Here is a 15,575-nt window from a genome sequence, read left to right as displayed (position 1 = left end):
GTGTTTGAAAACATCGTTTTAGTTAGGTTCGCACTATGAGAGCGCGATTTCTCGGAAAACAGCAGATTTATTACTGTTTATATATTGCATTTTGCTGCATTTTATGGATTTATTTAGCATTAATTCCAGTCCACGCAACTTCCGCAGGATCTATTGATACTCTGCGACAACAGCAGCAACAAATGAATCAGCAGCATCAGGGTGTAGTTAACGATCGCGATCGCTTAACAAATCTCCAACAAGAAGCTGAAAAACACCTGACTGGTTTAAAGCAAAATCTGCAAACTACAGATAGCTATCTTCAAGAGAGCGAATCACGATTACAACTTGCCACCCAACGCCAGAAGCACTTAGAAACTGATTTAGCTGTAGCGGAACGTGACTATGAGGAGCGGCAAATAGCAACAGTAGCACGATTGCGTTATCTCCAGCGATCGCCTGCATCTGTTGGATGGGCAGTTTTGCTCGAAAGTGAAAATATTAACGACTTTATCAGCCGCCGTTATCAGTTGAAGTTAGTCTATCAGGCAGACCAGCAAATTTTGGTAAAACTCAACGCCCAAGCAAACCTGATTAATAAACAAAAAACGGAAGTAGAACAGCAAAAAAATCAAGTTGCCTTGATGCGTGAGCAACTGCTGGCAGAAAAAGCCGATTATCAAACTCAGGCGCAGTCACAATCAGAATTAATTCAACGCCTGAATAGCGATCGCCTGGCCTTGGAAGCGGCGCAAAATCAGCTAGAGAGAGATTCCAAAAATTTGGAAGTCTTGATTCAACAAAAGGTAGCAGAAGCTAGAGCAACGGAAGCGGCGCAAGCAAAAACCAATAGCCGGACAAGTTTGATCATTCGCGGAACTGGTGTAATGACATATCCTAGCGATGCTCCTACTAGCAGTCCTTTCGGCTGGCGGATACACCCAATCCTCGGCTATCGTCGTTTTCATGCCGGGTTGGATTTTGCTGCTAGCTATGGTAGCACAATTCGGGCAGCCGATTCGGGAACAGTGATTTTTGCTGGGTGGTATGGTGGTTATGGCAGAGCATTAATTATCGATCACGGCAATGGCATGACTACATTGTACGGACATACCAGCGAATTGTATGTTACCGAAGGACAAGCAGTTGAACGCGGACAAGCGATCGCTGCTGTTGGTTCTACAGGTTTCTCAACTGGTCCCCATCTCCACTTTGAAGTTCGTCGAGATGGCACACCCGTAGACCCAGCTAATTATCTTTAACCCAGAAACCAAGTTTTTCTAGGTTGCAAATTTTATCACAGATATGCTATAATATTGAAAATTAAGGGCGCGTAGCTCAGTGGATAGAGCAACAGATTCCGGTTCTGTGGGTCGGGGGTTCAAATCCCTCCGCGCTCGTTACCTTTGGAAGACTAACCACAAAATCGAGAGGTCATTTTATCTCAGTTTTGTCTTACGGGATAAAACCAATCTACCCTATGAGACAGAATTGCAACACATAGCTGTAATATAGAAAAATTATATCTCCGACTTATTAATATAATTTTTGGTTATAAGTTATTTATAAAACCTGTCTCTGATAATTCCTAAGAACTTGCTAGAAAATTTTTAATATAATTTATACTAAACTTGACTTTTCTAATGTTTTGTGCATCAATATGTTGTTGATTTTATATAATAGTGCTGTCTCTGTGTTAGAGTGCTATCATCTATATTTATAGGTATGTACTTTAGTATGCAAAAACTCTACACCTTGCATACTTCAGTATATTTTCATCCAACTTTTTATGCTTGCTAAAGAATCCAAAGGAAATAGGACTCTTAATTAATAAAAATACTGTTAGAAAATGTCTAATTCCTACTTTCCATGCGTTATTTAACGACTGCAACTATGAAACATAAGATGTAAGGCAAATCTGCTATAGCTTTAGTAGCAGCTATCCTCAAGTAAATAACTCCTCTTAGGTTGAGCTATACAGCGTTTATTTTTTGTTTCAAGTATCATGTCATTTTCATAAGTGAGAATCTAGAATGTTCATTCTAGATAGAGTACTGCTGTAAAAGTAAACGGGAAGTAACAATTATCTATCTTTCAGCTACATCACCAGCAATTAATGCTTCTCTATATAACCAAGCTTCTCTAGCTGTTTGAAAACCATCTATCCACTTACTTACTTTCTTATTTTTAATTCGATATCCTACTCCCCAAGTGTCATTATTAAAGCAATAGTAGATTTTATAAAGCATTACAGGTTGTGCAAAATCATTTCCACAATCACTGTTATCTTCTATCACAGTTTTATCCTTTCTTATACCGTAAAAACGTCGTTTTTCCTTATTTATGTAAACTTCAACAATTTCTTTTAAGTGTTTAGAATGTAAAATGATGGTTCCATCTAAGTCGATAGTATGTCGTTTGGGGTTATGCGTAGACATTACTTATAAATCCTTAATGTGAGTTAAAGCTTTAATCATCTGATTTTTAGTTTAATTTGCCATCAGTGTATTTCCTTAAATAGGTTTTTAGTTTTCAATTGGTTAGTAGAACTACTGAGGTATCGACAAGTTTAAAATATTACTGTATTCTAGATACTTAAAATTTTAATCTAAGATGCTTAAACGTTTCTCATTTTCTCGTTTAATAATGTGTGGTATTACTTTATTTTTTGTATGGAGACTATTGTTTGTATTATATGTATTAATAATTTTAATATTAGGTATATACGATATTATTAATATATTAATGTTACGTGCAAAATCTAAGAACTAAAGTAAAAAACATCCCAGAGAATTTGGGATGTTTTTTACAGTTATGGTTTCAGAGTTATTTAATTGGTTCTTTAACGTCTACCAATGTTTCTGCAAGTGGTGTTTCAGATTCTAATCTAGCTTTAAAAAATTTATTAAAATCTTTCTGATTTTCAAGTATATTTCTTGCATTTGACATACTAAAATTATAAGTGTCATTTGATAGTTTTATTCTGACTCCATCTGACGATTTATGAGTAAAATCAGCACCAATTTTTACATCTGCAAAAGGGATTTTCATTTTATCTTATTTTGAATTATCTATAGTACAGTATCACCTTAATAAAAAAGATTAGCCATAGAGAGTATTTTACGTTCCTCAACCCAACCTACACATTTTTATTTTTTAGGCTTAGTGATTTTCAACAAATAAATTATCCAATCTTGTGGGGTAGGCCGAAAAGCCCGCCTTTAGCTACTGGCTGCTGCATTTAGAGTTTTTTGGTACTACGGTACTGGTCAAGGAGTGATCACAATTTTAGCAATTACCCCTCATCCCTAGTTAAATTGTTAATTTCCAATTTCACTCCCAAATTCGTTGCAGATTGAGTACAAATGCAGGTAAAATATTCTCCCCAGAAAGAGTTTGAGGTAATTCTAAAACTTCCATTTCTTGTCCTTGGCGATAAATTTCTACTTCCTGTTTTTTCCTGTTTATTAACCAACCTAGACGACAGCCATTTTCGATATACTCTTGCATCTTATTTTGAGTTTTTTTCAAGCTGTCATTAGGTGAAAGTAGCTCGATGACAAAATCAGGACATAGGGGAATAAATTTTTCTTTTTGTTCTTTAGTCAAAGCATCCCAACGAGATTTTTCCACCCAAGAAACATCTGGAGAACGATCAGCCCCTGAAGGGAAAGTAAATCCAGTTGATGAATCAAAAACTTGGCCAAGTTGATTTTGTTCATTCCATGATGCTACTTGAAGAATTAAATTAACATTACTTCTCCCTGTTTCTCCTCCTGTGGGTGGCATTATAATTAATTCTCCCTGAGCATTGCGTTCTAATTTTAAATCGGGGTTTTCTTCACACAATTGATAAAACTGCTCTCTGGTCAGTTTAATTACAGAATTGAGGTTTAATGTAAGTGCTGTCATCGGAGTATTTCCCGTTTTTGTTCGCTGACTGGGCTACAAACCTATATCCATTTTGTTGTATACCACAATAAAAGGGGATGAAATACTAATGTATATCTGATTTGACGTATATTGCTAAAATAGCGATTGCGGCATGTGAAAGCGGCTATGCACACACTTGGCAACACAACTCCATCATCGGGTTACATCTTAGCACTGGACTTAGGTACGACAGGCAACCGCGCCTTTGTGTTTAACGCAGACGGCAAGATTGTTGGGCAGGCATACAAAGAACTAACTCAGTATTATCCTCAGCCTGGATGGTTAGAGCATGACCCGCAACAAATCTGGCAAGATACCTGTTGGGTGATGCAAACCGCCATTGGGAATGCCCAGATTGCTCCATCAGCGATCGCAGCCTTGGGACTAACTGTGCAGCGTGAAACCTGTTTGATTTGGGACAAAACTACTGGTAAACCACTCCAAAGAGCGATCGTCTGGCAAGATCGCCGCACTGCTCCCCTTTGCCATCAGTTACAACAGCAAGGCTACGCTCAAGAAATTTACGATCGCACCGGATTAATTATCGATGCCTACTTTTCTGCTACCAAACTCAGATGGCTATTAGACAATTTTATTGATATTGACCTAAACAATGTCTTGGCAGGAACTATTGATACCTGGGTGCTGTGGAACCTCACAGGTGGGAAAGTCCATGCTACTGACCACAGCAACGCCAGCCGGACAATGTTGATGAATCTCAAAACCTGTGAATGGGATGAGATTTTACTGGATCTGTTTCAAATTCCGGCTGATATTTTGCCCCAGATTCAGCCTAGTTTAGGAGTATTTGGAGTTACTGATGCTACTTTGTTGGGCGCTGAAATTCCGATCACTGCCATCTTGGGAGATCAACAAGCGGCTCTATTTGGTCATGGCTGCGATCGCCCCGGTATGATCAAATCTACTTACGGTACTGGTAGTTTTTTAGTGGCTCACACAGGTAATCAAATTGTGCGCTCGCCGCATCAACTGATTTCGACGGTGGCATGGACACAAGGGAATTCAAGGGGAACTTTAGATGTAGGTTATGCTCTTGAAGGCAGTATGTTTACCAGTGGCGCTTGTATTCAATGGTTACGCGATCGCCTGAAGCTGATTAAAACTGCTGCTGAAACTGAAGTGATGGCAAATCAGGTAACAGATAATGGCGGAGTCTACTTTGTGCCTGCATTTAGTGGACTGGGTGCCCCCTACTGGGATATGAGCGCTAGGGGAGCCTTTTTCGGCATTACCGCCAGTGTACAACCAGAGCATCTAGTTCGCGCCGTGTTGGAAGCGATCGCTTATCAAGTTCTGGAGGTGGTGCAGGCGATAAATGCATCTAGCAGTACTTCAGTTGGGCGATTAACTGTAGATGGTGGTGCTTGCGAAAACAATTTCCTGATGCAGTTTCAGGCTGATGTGCTAGGTATTCCAGTTGAACGTCCGATAATGCGCGATATGACCGTTCAGGGTGCAGCATTTGCAGCAGGTTTAGCTGTAGGATTTTGGGAGAGCCATGAAGCATTGGTGCAACAACGGCAGATTGAACGTGTGTTTGAGCCAGGGAGCGATGACCGATTATCCAACTTTGCGACTTGGCAAAAGGCAGTGAAACGCACTCTCGCTTGGGACGACTAGCCCTTGATCAAAAACGAGTTGAAGCAAAAATTATTACCCTGAAAGGGGGAAGGCGAAGGAAAAAATAACAATCTATTACAAGCAAATTGATGGAGAATTATTTCTCATGCCCTACAGTCAATTCACCATTAACAAAGTCAAACAAGATTTTCACCTGAGTACTGTGGAAGGAGTCCGCTTTTTCCCAGACTCAATTGAACGAATTACTCCAAGTTTCAGACTGCAAGGTATTTTAGAGGATTTAGCGTGGGCGAACGCAGTAGATACAGAAAAAGCTCGTTCAGAGGTGATAATTAATCCTGTATTGCTGGAAGTGCGGCGCATCTTCAATTCATCAATTAGCGTGTTTTCAGGGGAAGAGTTTAACGTTGATGCGAGTATTGGACTCAACGGTGTATGTGACTTCTTGCTTTGCCGTTCACCTGAACAGTTAACGGTAGAAGCACCTGCAATTGTCATAGTTGAAGCGAAAAAATCAGATTTAAAATCTGGATTGGGACAATGCATTGCAGAAATGGTAGCTGCACAGCGATTCAATCAAGCAAGAGAACAACCCTTAACAGCAATTTACGGTACTGTCAGCAGTGGAACCCAATGGCGATTTCTTAGACTAGAAGGGCAAATAGTCACAATTGATTTAATAGATTATCCTCTTCCTCCTATCGAAACAATTTTGAGCTTTTTGGTATGGATGGTGAAAGCAGGCTAATTTCATTCAAAAATTGATCAATAAAATAACTCCTACTTTTTCAACTTTCAAATAGTCAGTAAGCGTGACTATCTGAAAGTTGAAAAATCTACGTTCTACTATTTATTTGCCACGTAGGTCATCTTTGAGGCTATGGTGTAAATTTAAACACAGTTCCTTGTCCAGAAGCGCCACCAGTAGAGGCAGTACCGTAAAATGCACCATTAGCAAGTTGAATTAGCGTGGACTGCGGAGTTGCCCCATTCGTGCCATTAAAACTAAATAACAAAGTGAGAGTTCCTCCAGTCAACCGATAGATAGCTCCTTTATTATTTACACCACCTGTAGAAGTTGTACCATAGAAGTTACCGTCACTTCCTTTTGTGAGTGCAGCTGTGGGGTTAGCTCCATTGGTGCCATTAAAGCTAGCAACTAAAACCGGTGTACCGCCACCGAGCGGAATCTTGAATATAGCTCCTTTATTACTGGCTCCACCCAGAGAAGTCGTGCCATAGATAAATTTAGCAGATTCAATTAATCCAGACTGAGGACTTTGCCCATTAGCACCACTAAAGCTATATGAAGTTATTGCTCCTGCGGGAGTTAACTTGAATGCTACACCTTTATTAGTTGCTCCACCTGCTGAGGCGGTGCCATAGTAGTTTCCGTCACTACCTAATTGCAACCTTGCTAATGGAGTTGCTCCATTAGTACCGTTGAAGTTGACTACAACAGTGGGGACACCACCTGTTAGCGGAATCTTGAATACAGTTCCTTTATTGTTGACTCCACCAGCAGAAGTTATCCCCCACAAGTTGCGATCGCTACCTGAAATCAATCGACCTGCTGGTTTGGCTCCATTAGTGCCATTGAAATTCCAAAGATTTGTCAGAGTTGTAAAAGTTGTTTTTTGCAATTTAAACAACGTACCGGAGTTATTTGTACCACCTGTAAAGGTCGCACCATAAAGATTGCCATCACTTGCCTGGAATAATCTCGCAACTGGGTTAGTTCCATTGGTTCCAGTGAAGTTAACCAGTGTGGTCAGAGTACTAAAAGTAGCACCAGTTAATTTGAATGCTGTTCCTTTACTTTGCGAACCACCTGCGGAAGTAGTTCCATAAAGATTGCCATCGCTCCCTGGAAGTACACCTGCACTTGGAGCTGCTCCATTAGTACCGTTGAAATTTACAACGGTGGTTAATGTTCCTGCAAAGGCTTGTTGCAAAGGCAATACTAATGGAGACGCCAACACAGCTAGGGAAGTTAAAATCAATACCCTATTCTTGCTTTGACGTTGTTTGCACAGATTCATTTTGTTTACTTAACTCCTACAAAAATTTGCTCAGGCACTTAGCGGTAAATAAATCGAAGAGCCTACCTTTCTCCCATCCGTGAGACACACTCACAAACGGGAACTGCTCCGCAGAACGTGGTTTCCCTGTGAGCGTAGTCAGTTATTCCTTTTAATAAGGCTCTTCGATTTATTTTTATGGATCTCCCTCAGACTGGATATAGCGATTCTTGTATGGATGCAATACGTTATAGAGCGCAAGACTTTGCACTCTTCAACAGATATGTATTCCAGACAATTGAAAACAGCTATAAAATCTGTTATTTCAACTAGCTTTTAGTGAGAACTCACCAGGAATTTTGGTATAGTCTTGGTCAGGAAGAATTTAGAAATCCTTTGGCTGCCTACACCGCAATGCCTGTATTCACACTTAAGTTAATTACTGAAAATTAGATCATTTATGACCTCGCTCAGGAGAATAACATACTCATTATTTTTTAGATGTCGTGAGCAACACAAATTTAGATGTTCTCAGTAACACAAAAAAGTTTAATTAAACTTTTACCTCTGCGAGCGCAAAGCTAGATTACCTCTATTTTTGGCAAAGGTATTGACTTTTATAATTCATTTACCAAAAGTCAAGTAAGTATCAATCAGTCAAAATATCACTTACATATAAGAAGCGCATGACTACTAAACCGAAGATTTTCATTGATGGGGAATCAGGAACCACAGGCTTACAGATTTTCTCACGCCTCAACCAACGCGATGATATCGAGTTAGTTAGCATTGAGGCATCTAAACATCGGGATGCAACTGAGCGAGCCAAACTAATTAATGCCGTCGATGTTGTCATTCTCTGCCTACCTGATGACGCAGCCCGCGAAGCTGTGAATTTAGTCAGTAGTAATACGGTGAAGATCCTTGATGCTAGTAGCGCTCATCGCACAGCTAAAGACTGGGTATATGGTTTTCCTGAACTAAATCCAGGACAGCGAGAGAAAATCGCCAGCGCCCAATTTGTCAGCAATCCGGGCTGTTATCCTACAGGATTTTTAGCTTGTATCCGTCCGTTGATTGCTAAGGGACTGCTGAAGAGTAATTTTCCGATTACCGTTAATGCAGTCTCAGGTTACTCTGGGGGCGGAAAGAATCTGATCAGACAATACCATAGCTTCTACGAACAACAAGCCGGGGGAGAGTCGCTCTACCCTTATGGCATCTACGGTTTGCAGTTTGGGCATAAGCACGTTAAGGAAATGCATCAGTATTCAGGGTTAGCATCACCGCCACTGTTCGTACCGGCAGTGGGAGATTTTGAGCAGGGAATGTTGGTGCAGGTGCCTTTACCACTAGGGATTTTGGATAATCCCCCATCAGGTGAGGTGATTTATCAAGCGATCGCTGACTACTACCAAAGTGAAAAATTTGTGCAGGTTGCTCCATTCCAAGATTCTACTCTGCTGAGAGACGGAATATTTCTGGATGCGATCGCAATCAACGGCACCAATATTGTTCAGGTTTTTATATTCGCCAATGATACTACCAAAGAAGTGTTGCTAGTTGCTCGTCTTGACAACTTGGACAAAGGCGCATCGGGAGCCGCAATTCAAAACCTAAACATCATGCTGGGTTTTCCAGAAGATTTGGGATTGTGATGAAAGAGCGTTAGGCAATAAGGAAAAGGGAGTATGACTTTTACAAGTTAGCCGGTAAGCGAAAAGCTGTTTCTGTCATTGGGTTTTAGATTCTATACAGTCAGGATATAGTAATTTTTTACTAAAATTATATTCAGAAAAGACAGTTTTTATTAATACTTGTTTCTTTCTGCCCTCTGCCTTTTTTTTTGTAACTCGCTCCTTGGTTTATAAGGTTAAAATCCGGCGTTGCAGAGAAAGCGGGATGATTTTGCTGCTATTGTGGGATGGGCATCTTGCCCGTCCCTTGTATTTTCAGGTGGGCAGGATACACACCCCACAATAATCATCCCTTGATTCAGCAATACCTAAAATTCTTGTTGTTTTACGCTTTAGGTTGGGAATTATAGAAAGTAATACTTTAAATACAATTATCTTTATGCGATTTTTCTTAGTACCCGCTTCTATAAGTATTTTATTAGTGACTCTTTTAGCTGGGTGTTCATCACCACAAAAAGTGCAATTAACAGTAAAATCACCCATCTCCTCCCCAAACGCTGAATCATCTGCGCCTCTAAATAATCCTAAAATTTCATCAGAATCGCCTAAAAATACTTTTCAAGATGCACTAGATACAGCTGCTGGCGCTACTAGCATAAGTCAATCCTCTGTATCTAAAGATGATTGGAATTTAGTTTATAGTAAATGGCAAGAAGCAATAAATTTGATGATAACTATACCAGATAATAGCGAAAATTATGTGATGGCTCAGAAAAAAATTGCTGAATATGGTAAGAATTTAAGTTATGCAAAACAGCAAGCCACAAAAAAAGAAATTATCAAAGAATAAAAGGTATTAATTCCTCCTGTAATAATAGAAACATGTCCAGAGAAGGAAATAATAAAGTCTTTATTTAAAGATGTTCAAAAATACCCTCAGATGATTAATGAGCCGATACCTAAATATGCCCCAGATGCTTGGGGTTCGCCATTTGCTTTATTGCATACAGCAGTTGGATTTGGTTGTAAAGTATACGTCGAATTACTAATTTCCATGAACGCATATGTTAACAATGTGGGTCCTCAGGGCTTAACACCACTTCATTTTGCATGGAGAAAAGATATTGCTGCACTTCTCATTGCAAAAGGTGCAAATATTAATACAACAGACGATAAAGGTTTAACTGCACTACACTATAAAGCACAAATTAATACTAAAGAAGGTAAGGCACGTCTTTATTTAAAAGATATTTTAGAAACAGCTGAATTTTTGATATCTAAGGGTGCAAATATAAATGCTAAAGATAATAATGCTAAAACTGCTCTTACTTATGCAAAATCAATCAATTTTCAAGAAATGATTAGGCTACTGAAAAGCTATGGAGGACAAGAATAGGTATTAGGGTTATTAGAGATATTGTTGGCAATTTGGCAGCGACCTTACCAGCTATACTGACATTAACGCAAAGGCTGGACACACAAGGACATTTGGGATTAGCGTAGACGCTTCTTCGGCTTGTCGTCAGACATCGCTAAGTCTATTGTGGTAGAAAAATATGTTGGAGCGATGCCTACGGCGGCAAGCTACGCAATTAACTCAACCTGACACCAGGGTACTGAGTATAATATCAATTTTATCAGTAAATCGACCCAAGCACTGCTCGATTTGTGCCTAATAAAACCTGTACAATTGTCAAGGCGGTTTTTACTGCCAGAGTACTTCTCAGGTGTAAAATTTATCGACAGCAAAATTTTTCTACTTTGTGTTTTTCCATCCTTCACTTGTGGCTAAAATGCCCCAAGTTAGGCGCTCATATCTTGCAATAGATAACTTTTACCCTTATGACTGGAGAGCAAAATCTTGGGAATAGAACTACGCAGTTTCGTATTTCTCGACAGCCTGCAACCTCAACATGCAGCATATATGGGAACAGTAGCCCAAGGCTTCTTACCATTACCAGGGGATACATCACTGTGGATTGAAATCTCTCCTGGTATCGAAATTAATAAGATTACGGATGTAGCCCTGAAAGCTGCCTCTGTCCGTCCCGGAGTGCAGGTAGTTGAACGACTGTACGGACTATTGGAAGTTCATTCTAGCTCCCAAGGCGAAACGCGAGCTGCTGGTCAAGCCATTTTGGCCTTACTGGGAGTCCGAAGAGAAGAATGTCTCAAACCGCGTGTTGTTTCTAGCCAAATTATCCGCAACATCGATGCTTACCAAACACAACTTATTAATCGCACCCGCCGGGGACAGCTACTACTAGCAGGGCAAACGCTGTATGTATTAGAAGTTGAGCCTGCTGCTTACGCCGCACTGGCTGCGAATGAAGCCGAGAAAGCGGCAGCGATTAACATCCTTGAAGTTCAAGCTGTCGGTAGCTTTGGACGGCTTTACTTAGGTGGAAAAGAGCAAGATATTCTCGCAGGTGCGGCGGGAGCCTTAACGGCGATTGAAAGTGTAGCAGGTCGGGCAAATCCTCTGGGTGGGCGTCAGGAGTAAAGGAGAGAAAATGGCAAATCGAGACCATCTAGCTTTACTCAAAGCAGGTGCAGTTACATGGATTGAATGGAGAAAGAAAAATCCTCAGATTGAACTAGACCTCAGCGCCGCAAACCTGCAAGGGGATAACCTCAGAGGCGCAAACCTCCAAGGGGTAAACTTGAGGAAGGTGGATTTGGCTAATGCTTTACTGGTGCGAGCCAACCTCAGTGGTGCTGACCTCAGTAGTGCCAACCTCTACAAAGCCTTCCTCGTTGAAGCTAACTTGAGTGATGCTAACTTGAGTGTTGCTAACTTGAGTGGTGCTATACTTACGCAGGCAGATTTGAGTCATGCCAATTTGATTGGATCTGACTTGAGTGAGGCGAATCTTAGAGGCGCTGCGATCGCTCATGCTAATCTAATTGGAACTGACTTAAGAGGCGCTAACTTGAGAGATGCCGATTTAGGTGCAGCGAAGTTAATACGCACTAATCTCTCTTTTGCCAACCTCACTGAAGCTAACTTGATTGCGGCTGACCTCAGCGAAGCAACTTTATACGAGGCGGAAATGTTGGGGGCTTATCTTTATGAAACTGACCTTTACAAAGCTAATCTCAACAAAGCTCACCTCACTGGTGCTTACCTGCTGCGGGCTAACCTAAGTGAAGCTGATTTGAGTCAAGCTGATTTGAGTTGGACTAACCTTAGAGGCGCGAATTTGGCAGGGGCGAATCTCAGAGGAGCTAACCTTAGAGGAGCTGACCTGAGGTTAGCTCACCTGAACGGCGTAAATCTTCAGGAGGCAATTAATTATGCCTGACGCTGACCGGAACTAACGCCATCAACGGTATAAGTACCAGTGTCCCCCCTTACCCAACAAGAGACTATTTATCAGCTAGTACCCATTGCTCATTTCATTTCACCCCGTAAGCTCTAAAATTTTTTCCTGATTAAGAAGATTTCCCAACAAAATCATCTGACTATTTTATGAAGAAAATAATGAATAACACTAAATCGTCCAACCAAGTTCAACGCAGATTTATCGGAAAGTTCGCTCTAAAAAGGTGCTTTTTGGCAGCCAAAACGCTGTTATTTACAATAGTTCTATTAAATCATGGCACTGCTGGAGTAAATGCTGCACCTAAAGCCCTGCGTCCTAATATTCAGATTCGCAATATTATCAATACGTTATCGGTTTCTCCTTCTGTTCGGATTGCAAAAGATCCACGAAACAATACCCTCTATTACCTCAAACTAAATGGTGAGATTTATCGAGTCAATTTAGGCTCCTCTACTAGTACACTTGTGTACAACTCTACTAATCATAATGTAGGTGAAACTCAAGGTATGGCCATTGGTTCTAACGGTACAATTTATTTGGTTGGCAATGTAGACCTTGTGAATAACCAGACCAAAGGAATTATTGTTAAGGGCGTAATTAATTCGGGTACAGGAGAGCGTATCTGGTCTATTTTAGCTCAGAGTGCAGGCTATCCCAAAAGCAAAACAGCCTATGACCATCGCTTCAACGGCGTAGTTGTTAGTCTGGATGGTAACTTTATCTATGTGAATAGCGGTTCTCGTACCGATCATGGTGAGGTTCAGTCTGTTAATGGTCTATATCCCAACACTCGTGAAGTAGGATTAACCGCCTGTATACTCCGTCTCCCTACTAATGGCAAAAATCTCTTTCTTGCAAACAATCGAGCAACCTTAAAGGCAGCTGGCTATATTTTTGCAGAAGGAACACGTAATACTTTCGATATGGCTTTTGCACCCAATGGGGATTTATTTGGCACAGAAAATGGCCCCGATCGGGATATGTCAGAAGAATTAAATTGGCTACGTCTAGGTGGTAATTACGGCTTTCCCTGGCGGATTGGTGGGACAGACAATCCCCAACAATTCCCCAATTATAATCCTGCCAAGGACTTGTTGTTAAACCCCAAATTTGGCGCAGTCACAAAAGGCTACTTTCGTAACGATCCAACTTTTCCTATTCGGCCTGCTGGAAACTTAATTGAACCAATTCCTAATTTTGGCCCGGACGCAGACAATTACCGTGATCCTCTAGATGGCAAAGTCAAAGATGCTAGTGTTCTTAGCCAAAATTTTAGCACTTTTACAGCACACCGTTCTCCTTTGGGCTTAGTTTTTGATACACAAGGAGTAATGAGTCCAGAATTCAAAAGAGATGGATTTATGTTGAGTTTTACACCAGGCGACCCCACTGGCGAAACATTACCAGGTCCTTTTAAAGATGCCAGCCAAGACCTACTGCATTTAAAGTTAACTAAAGTAGGAACTACCAACTATAAACTTAATGCCACGCGCATTGTCGAAGGTTTTAGTAATCCCATTGATGATGAGATTATCGGCAATAAGATTTATGTTCTGGAATATGGTGGAAATCAAGGAATTTGGGAAATCTCTATGCCCACTAGATAAACGCTCTGCAAACAATTGCCATATCCGCGATCGCTGGATAATGGATTTTGAGGTGTTCACAGTTAAAAAATCCGTGTTTGGAACCAAACACAGAGAAATAGTAAACCAAAAAGTTTTTTAGAAGCCTTGCTATGTGAACATTTCAATTACAGGTGTTTTCATTTATTTCTCCAAAAAGCATTGCTTAATTCTCCAGTCATGTCAGAATTTAAGTTTTACCTGAAAATAGTTGTAAGTTGTGCTTTCGCTAAAGCCAATGCTTGATGAGCATTTTTAAACTTTGTTTCATCTGTAAATTTATCACCAAAACACTTTAAATAAGCTTCCAGATACCGAATACGTAAGTGTGGATTAGCCGGATTATCAAGAAAGGGGAGGTCAGCTTCAACCATAAACCGGATAGCCAACAAGGGGATAGGGCTACGAAGTGGACGAAAGTTTGGGTTGTGCAGACCAGGACTTTGATTAAGTTCATGAAATTCTCCGATCATTAGTCCTGACTCAACAAATAAAGGTTTAAGTTTTTGTTGGACACTATCTATTAGTTTAGAAGCTTCTTCTATATGGATATCAGGAAAGATAAGTAAAAAAGCTTTATTGATTGCTAATTCCTGCTCTTTAACTTCCATCCTCAGAAAAATATCTCGGTAGTCTTCAACAATCTCTTCTACTTGTTCTGGATACAAATCTTTTGCGCGAATAACTGCCAGACGAATACTGTTTGACTTGAGAGAGTGAGGTACAAAAGGGCAAACTACGCCGGGTCTTCCCAAGTTAGGATGAGGCTTTCCTAAAAAATTTTTCACCCACTCCATAATTTCAATTAAGTAAGGAAGGTTTTCGTGTTGTTGGAGTTGTTCGATTTCACGAGTTGTATAGAGTTGCATGAGCTTGAGAGGATGTTTGAAAAGTATTTCATGAAACAGCAAAAGCCTCAAAATCTAACCACCCTACCCCCATTTCCTTGTAGGTAAGAAGGGTTTCTATTCCTCTCAACCTTTCGGGTAAAGGAATATAAAAGGGGTTTTTTAGTATACTTTAAGACTTTCCAAACCTCCTCTTAACTAAACCGCATTAATTTATATGCAATAATTCACCAAATTTTATTGTTTAAGTTGTTCTTTCACTAAAGCCAATGCTTGATGAGCATTTTTAAACTTTGTTTTATCTGTAAGCTTATGACCAAAACGGTTTAAATAAGCTTCCAGATACCGAATACGTAAGTATGGGTTATCAAGTAAATGCTCCTACTTTTTTTTACACATAAACTTTATATTATTTTGAATAAAAATATTATAAAGTTTATGTGTAAATAGTTCTTTTTAGTATAAAAATTTAGTATTGTTTTAACAGCAAATATGAGTTCAATATCAAGTTACGATAATTTTCTATAATTAAACTTTATATATATAGGACTTACGCAAAACTACACGCGGTAGGGGCAATACCCTGCGGTCAGCTAAAGCTACA

14 protein-coding genes and 1 tRNA gene are annotated in these 15,575 nt (G+C 40.1%); 10 read left to right on the top strand and 5 right to left on the bottom strand.

The genetic code is table 11. The features are described from left to right. The first annotated feature begins 35 nt into the window (after positions 1 to 35). Together V7K15_RS28115 and V7K15_RS28110 are read left to right on the top strand one after the other, a co-directional pair. A complete protein-coding gene (locus V7K15_RS28115; RefSeq protein ID WP_334911013.1) occupies positions 36 to 1,241 on the top strand; it encodes a murein hydrolase activator EnvC family protein in 1,206 nt (401 codons plus the stop codon). A gap of 65 nt (positions 1,242 to 1,306) precedes the next feature. Continuing rightward, positions 1,307 to 1,379 (top strand) — tRNA-Arg (locus V7K15_RS28110). Positions 1,380 to 2,066: 687 nt separating this feature from the next. Here V7K15_RS28110 and V7K15_RS28105 read toward each other — a convergent pair. The 3 genes from V7K15_RS28105 to V7K15_RS28095 all read right to left on the bottom strand — a co-directional run bounded on the left by V7K15_RS28105 (position 2,067) and on the right by V7K15_RS28095 (position 3,891). Continuing rightward, complete coding sequence (locus V7K15_RS28105) at positions 2,067 to 2,417, bottom strand: hypothetical protein (RefSeq protein ID WP_334911011.1); 351 nt, start codon at positions 2,415 to 2,417, stop codon at positions 2,067 to 2,069. A 388-nt stretch (positions 2,418 to 2,805) separates the two neighbouring features. Further along, positions 2,806 to 3,030, bottom strand: coding sequence for a hypothetical protein (locus V7K15_RS28100; protein ID WP_334911009.1), 225 nt, complete (start codon positions 3,028 to 3,030; stop codon positions 2,806 to 2,808). A 282-nt stretch (positions 3,031 to 3,312) separates the two neighbouring features. Then, on the bottom strand, positions 3,313 to 3,891 hold the full coding sequence (locus tag V7K15_RS28095; RefSeq protein WP_334911007.1) for a Uma2 family endonuclease: 579 nt from the start codon (positions 3,889 to 3,891) through the stop codon (positions 3,313 to 3,315). A 147-nt stretch (positions 3,892 to 4,038) separates the two neighbouring features. Between V7K15_RS28095 and glpK the strand changes: the two genes are divergently transcribed. Together glpK and V7K15_RS28085 are read left to right on the top strand one after the other, a co-directional pair. Beyond that, positions 4,039 to 5,553: a glycerol kinase GlpK gene (glpK, locus tag V7K15_RS28090; RefSeq protein WP_334911005.1), complete on the top strand. Its 1,515-nt coding sequence runs from the start codon at positions 4,039 to 4,041 to the stop codon at positions 5,551 to 5,553. A gap of 106 nt (positions 5,554 to 5,659) precedes the next feature. After that, positions 5,660 to 6,262, top strand: a complete 603-nt coding sequence (locus tag V7K15_RS28085) for a hypothetical protein (RefSeq protein ID WP_334911003.1) — start codon at positions 5,660 to 5,662, stop codon at positions 6,260 to 6,262. A 130-nt stretch (positions 6,263 to 6,392) separates the two neighbouring features. Here V7K15_RS28085 and V7K15_RS28080 read toward each other — a convergent pair whose 3' ends face one another. Further along, positions 6,393 to 7,556 (bottom strand): choice-of-anchor tandem repeat GloVer-containing protein, encoded by a 1,164-nt coding sequence (locus tag V7K15_RS28080; protein ID WP_334911001.1) that lies wholly within the window; start codon positions 7,554 to 7,556, stop codon positions 6,393 to 6,395. 665 nt (positions 7,557 to 8,221) lie between these two features. On the opposite strand from V7K15_RS28080, the gene argC reads away from it, so the two are divergent. The 6 genes from argC to V7K15_RS28050 all read left to right on the top strand — a co-directional run bounded on the left by argC (position 8,222) and on the right by V7K15_RS28050 (position 14,105). Further along, positions 8,222 to 9,193, top strand: coding sequence for an N-acetyl-gamma-glutamyl-phosphate reductase (argC, locus tag V7K15_RS28075; protein WP_334910999.1), 972 nt, complete (start codon positions 8,222 to 8,224; stop codon positions 9,191 to 9,193). Positions 9,194 to 9,569: 376 nt separating this feature from the next. Then, the gene (locus V7K15_RS28070; RefSeq protein WP_334910997.1) at positions 9,570 to 10,022 is read left to right on the top strand and encodes a hypothetical protein; all 453 of its coding nucleotides are present in this window, start codon (positions 9,570 to 9,572) and stop codon (positions 10,020 to 10,022) included. Positions 10,023 to 10,112: 90 nt separating this feature from the next. Further along, the gene (locus V7K15_RS28065; RefSeq protein WP_334910995.1) at positions 10,113 to 10,568 is read left to right on the top strand and encodes an ankyrin repeat domain-containing protein; all 456 of its coding nucleotides are present in this window, start codon (positions 10,113 to 10,115) and stop codon (positions 10,566 to 10,568) included. A 465-nt stretch (positions 10,569 to 11,033) separates the two neighbouring features. Beyond that, the gene (locus V7K15_RS28060) at positions 11,034 to 11,675 is read left to right on the top strand and encodes a hypothetical protein (protein ID WP_334910993.1); all 642 of its coding nucleotides are present in this window, start codon (positions 11,034 to 11,036) and stop codon (positions 11,673 to 11,675) included. Between the two features lie 10 nt (positions 11,676 to 11,685). Beyond that, entirely contained in the window at positions 11,686 to 12,477 is a 792-nt protein-coding gene (locus V7K15_RS28055) for a pentapeptide repeat-containing protein (RefSeq protein ID WP_334910991.1), read from the top strand. A 179-nt stretch (positions 12,478 to 12,656) separates the two neighbouring features. Beyond that, positions 12,657 to 14,105 (top strand): PQQ-dependent sugar dehydrogenase, encoded by a 1,449-nt coding sequence (locus V7K15_RS28050; protein ID WP_334910989.1) that lies wholly within the window; start codon positions 12,657 to 12,659, stop codon positions 14,103 to 14,105. Positions 14,106 to 14,320: 215 nt separating this feature from the next. Here V7K15_RS28050 and V7K15_RS28045 read toward each other — a convergent pair whose 3' ends face one another. Beyond that, positions 14,321 to 14,992 carry a DUF6875 domain-containing protein gene (locus tag V7K15_RS28045; RefSeq protein ID WP_334910987.1) on the bottom strand — a complete coding sequence of 224 codons (672 nt, stop codon included), beginning with the start codon at positions 14,990 to 14,992 and terminating at the stop codon, positions 14,321 to 14,323. Between the last annotated feature and the right edge of the window lie 583 nt (positions 14,993 to 15,575).

This window comes from Nostoc sp. (assembly GCF_036919815.1).
In the GTDB taxonomy this organism is placed as follows: domain Bacteria; phylum Cyanobacteriota; class Cyanobacteriia; order Cyanobacteriales; family Nostocaceae; genus Nostoc.
The sequence above is the reverse complement of the archived record's forward strand: the minus strand, read 5'-3'. Positions and strand labels throughout refer to the sequence as shown.

Excerpts from the sequence above, each read along its gene's own strand:
- V7K15_RS28115 (WP_334911013.1), top strand. The coding sequence starts at position 36 with ATGAGAGCGCGATTTCTCGGAAAACAGCAGATTTATTACTGTTTATAT.
- V7K15_RS28105 (WP_334911011.1), bottom strand. The coding sequence starts at position 2,417 with ATGTCTACGCATAACCCCAAACGACATACTATCGACTTAGATGGAACC.
- V7K15_RS28100 (WP_334911009.1), bottom strand. The coding sequence starts at position 3,030 with ATGAAAATCCCTTTTGCAGATGTAAAAATTGGTGCTGATTTTACTCAT.
- V7K15_RS28095 (WP_334911007.1), bottom strand. The coding sequence starts at position 3,891 with ATGACAGCACTTACATTAAACCTCAATTCTGTAATTAAACTGACCAGA.
- glpK (WP_334911005.1), top strand. The coding sequence starts at position 4,039 with ATGCACACACTTGGCAACACAACTCCATCATCGGGTTACATCTTAGCA.
- V7K15_RS28085 (WP_334911003.1), top strand. The coding sequence starts at position 5,660 with ATGCCCTACAGTCAATTCACCATTAACAAAGTCAAACAAGATTTTCAC.
- V7K15_RS28080 (WP_334911001.1), bottom strand. The coding sequence starts at position 7,556 with ATGAATCTGTGCAAACAACGTCAAAGCAAGAATAGGGTATTGATTTTA.
- argC (WP_334910999.1), top strand. The coding sequence starts at position 8,222 with ATGACTACTAAACCGAAGATTTTCATTGATGGGGAATCAGGAACCACA.
- V7K15_RS28065 (WP_334910995.1), top strand. The coding sequence starts at position 10,113 with ATGATTAATGAGCCGATACCTAAATATGCCCCAGATGCTTGGGGTTCG.
- V7K15_RS28055 (WP_334910991.1), top strand. The coding sequence starts at position 11,686 with ATGGCAAATCGAGACCATCTAGCTTTACTCAAAGCAGGTGCAGTTACA.
- V7K15_RS28050 (WP_334910989.1), top strand. The coding sequence starts at position 12,657 with ATGAATAACACTAAATCGTCCAACCAAGTTCAACGCAGATTTATCGGA.
- V7K15_RS28045 (WP_334910987.1), bottom strand. The coding sequence starts at position 14,992 with ATGCAACTCTATACAACTCGTGAAATCGAACAACTCCAACAACACGAA.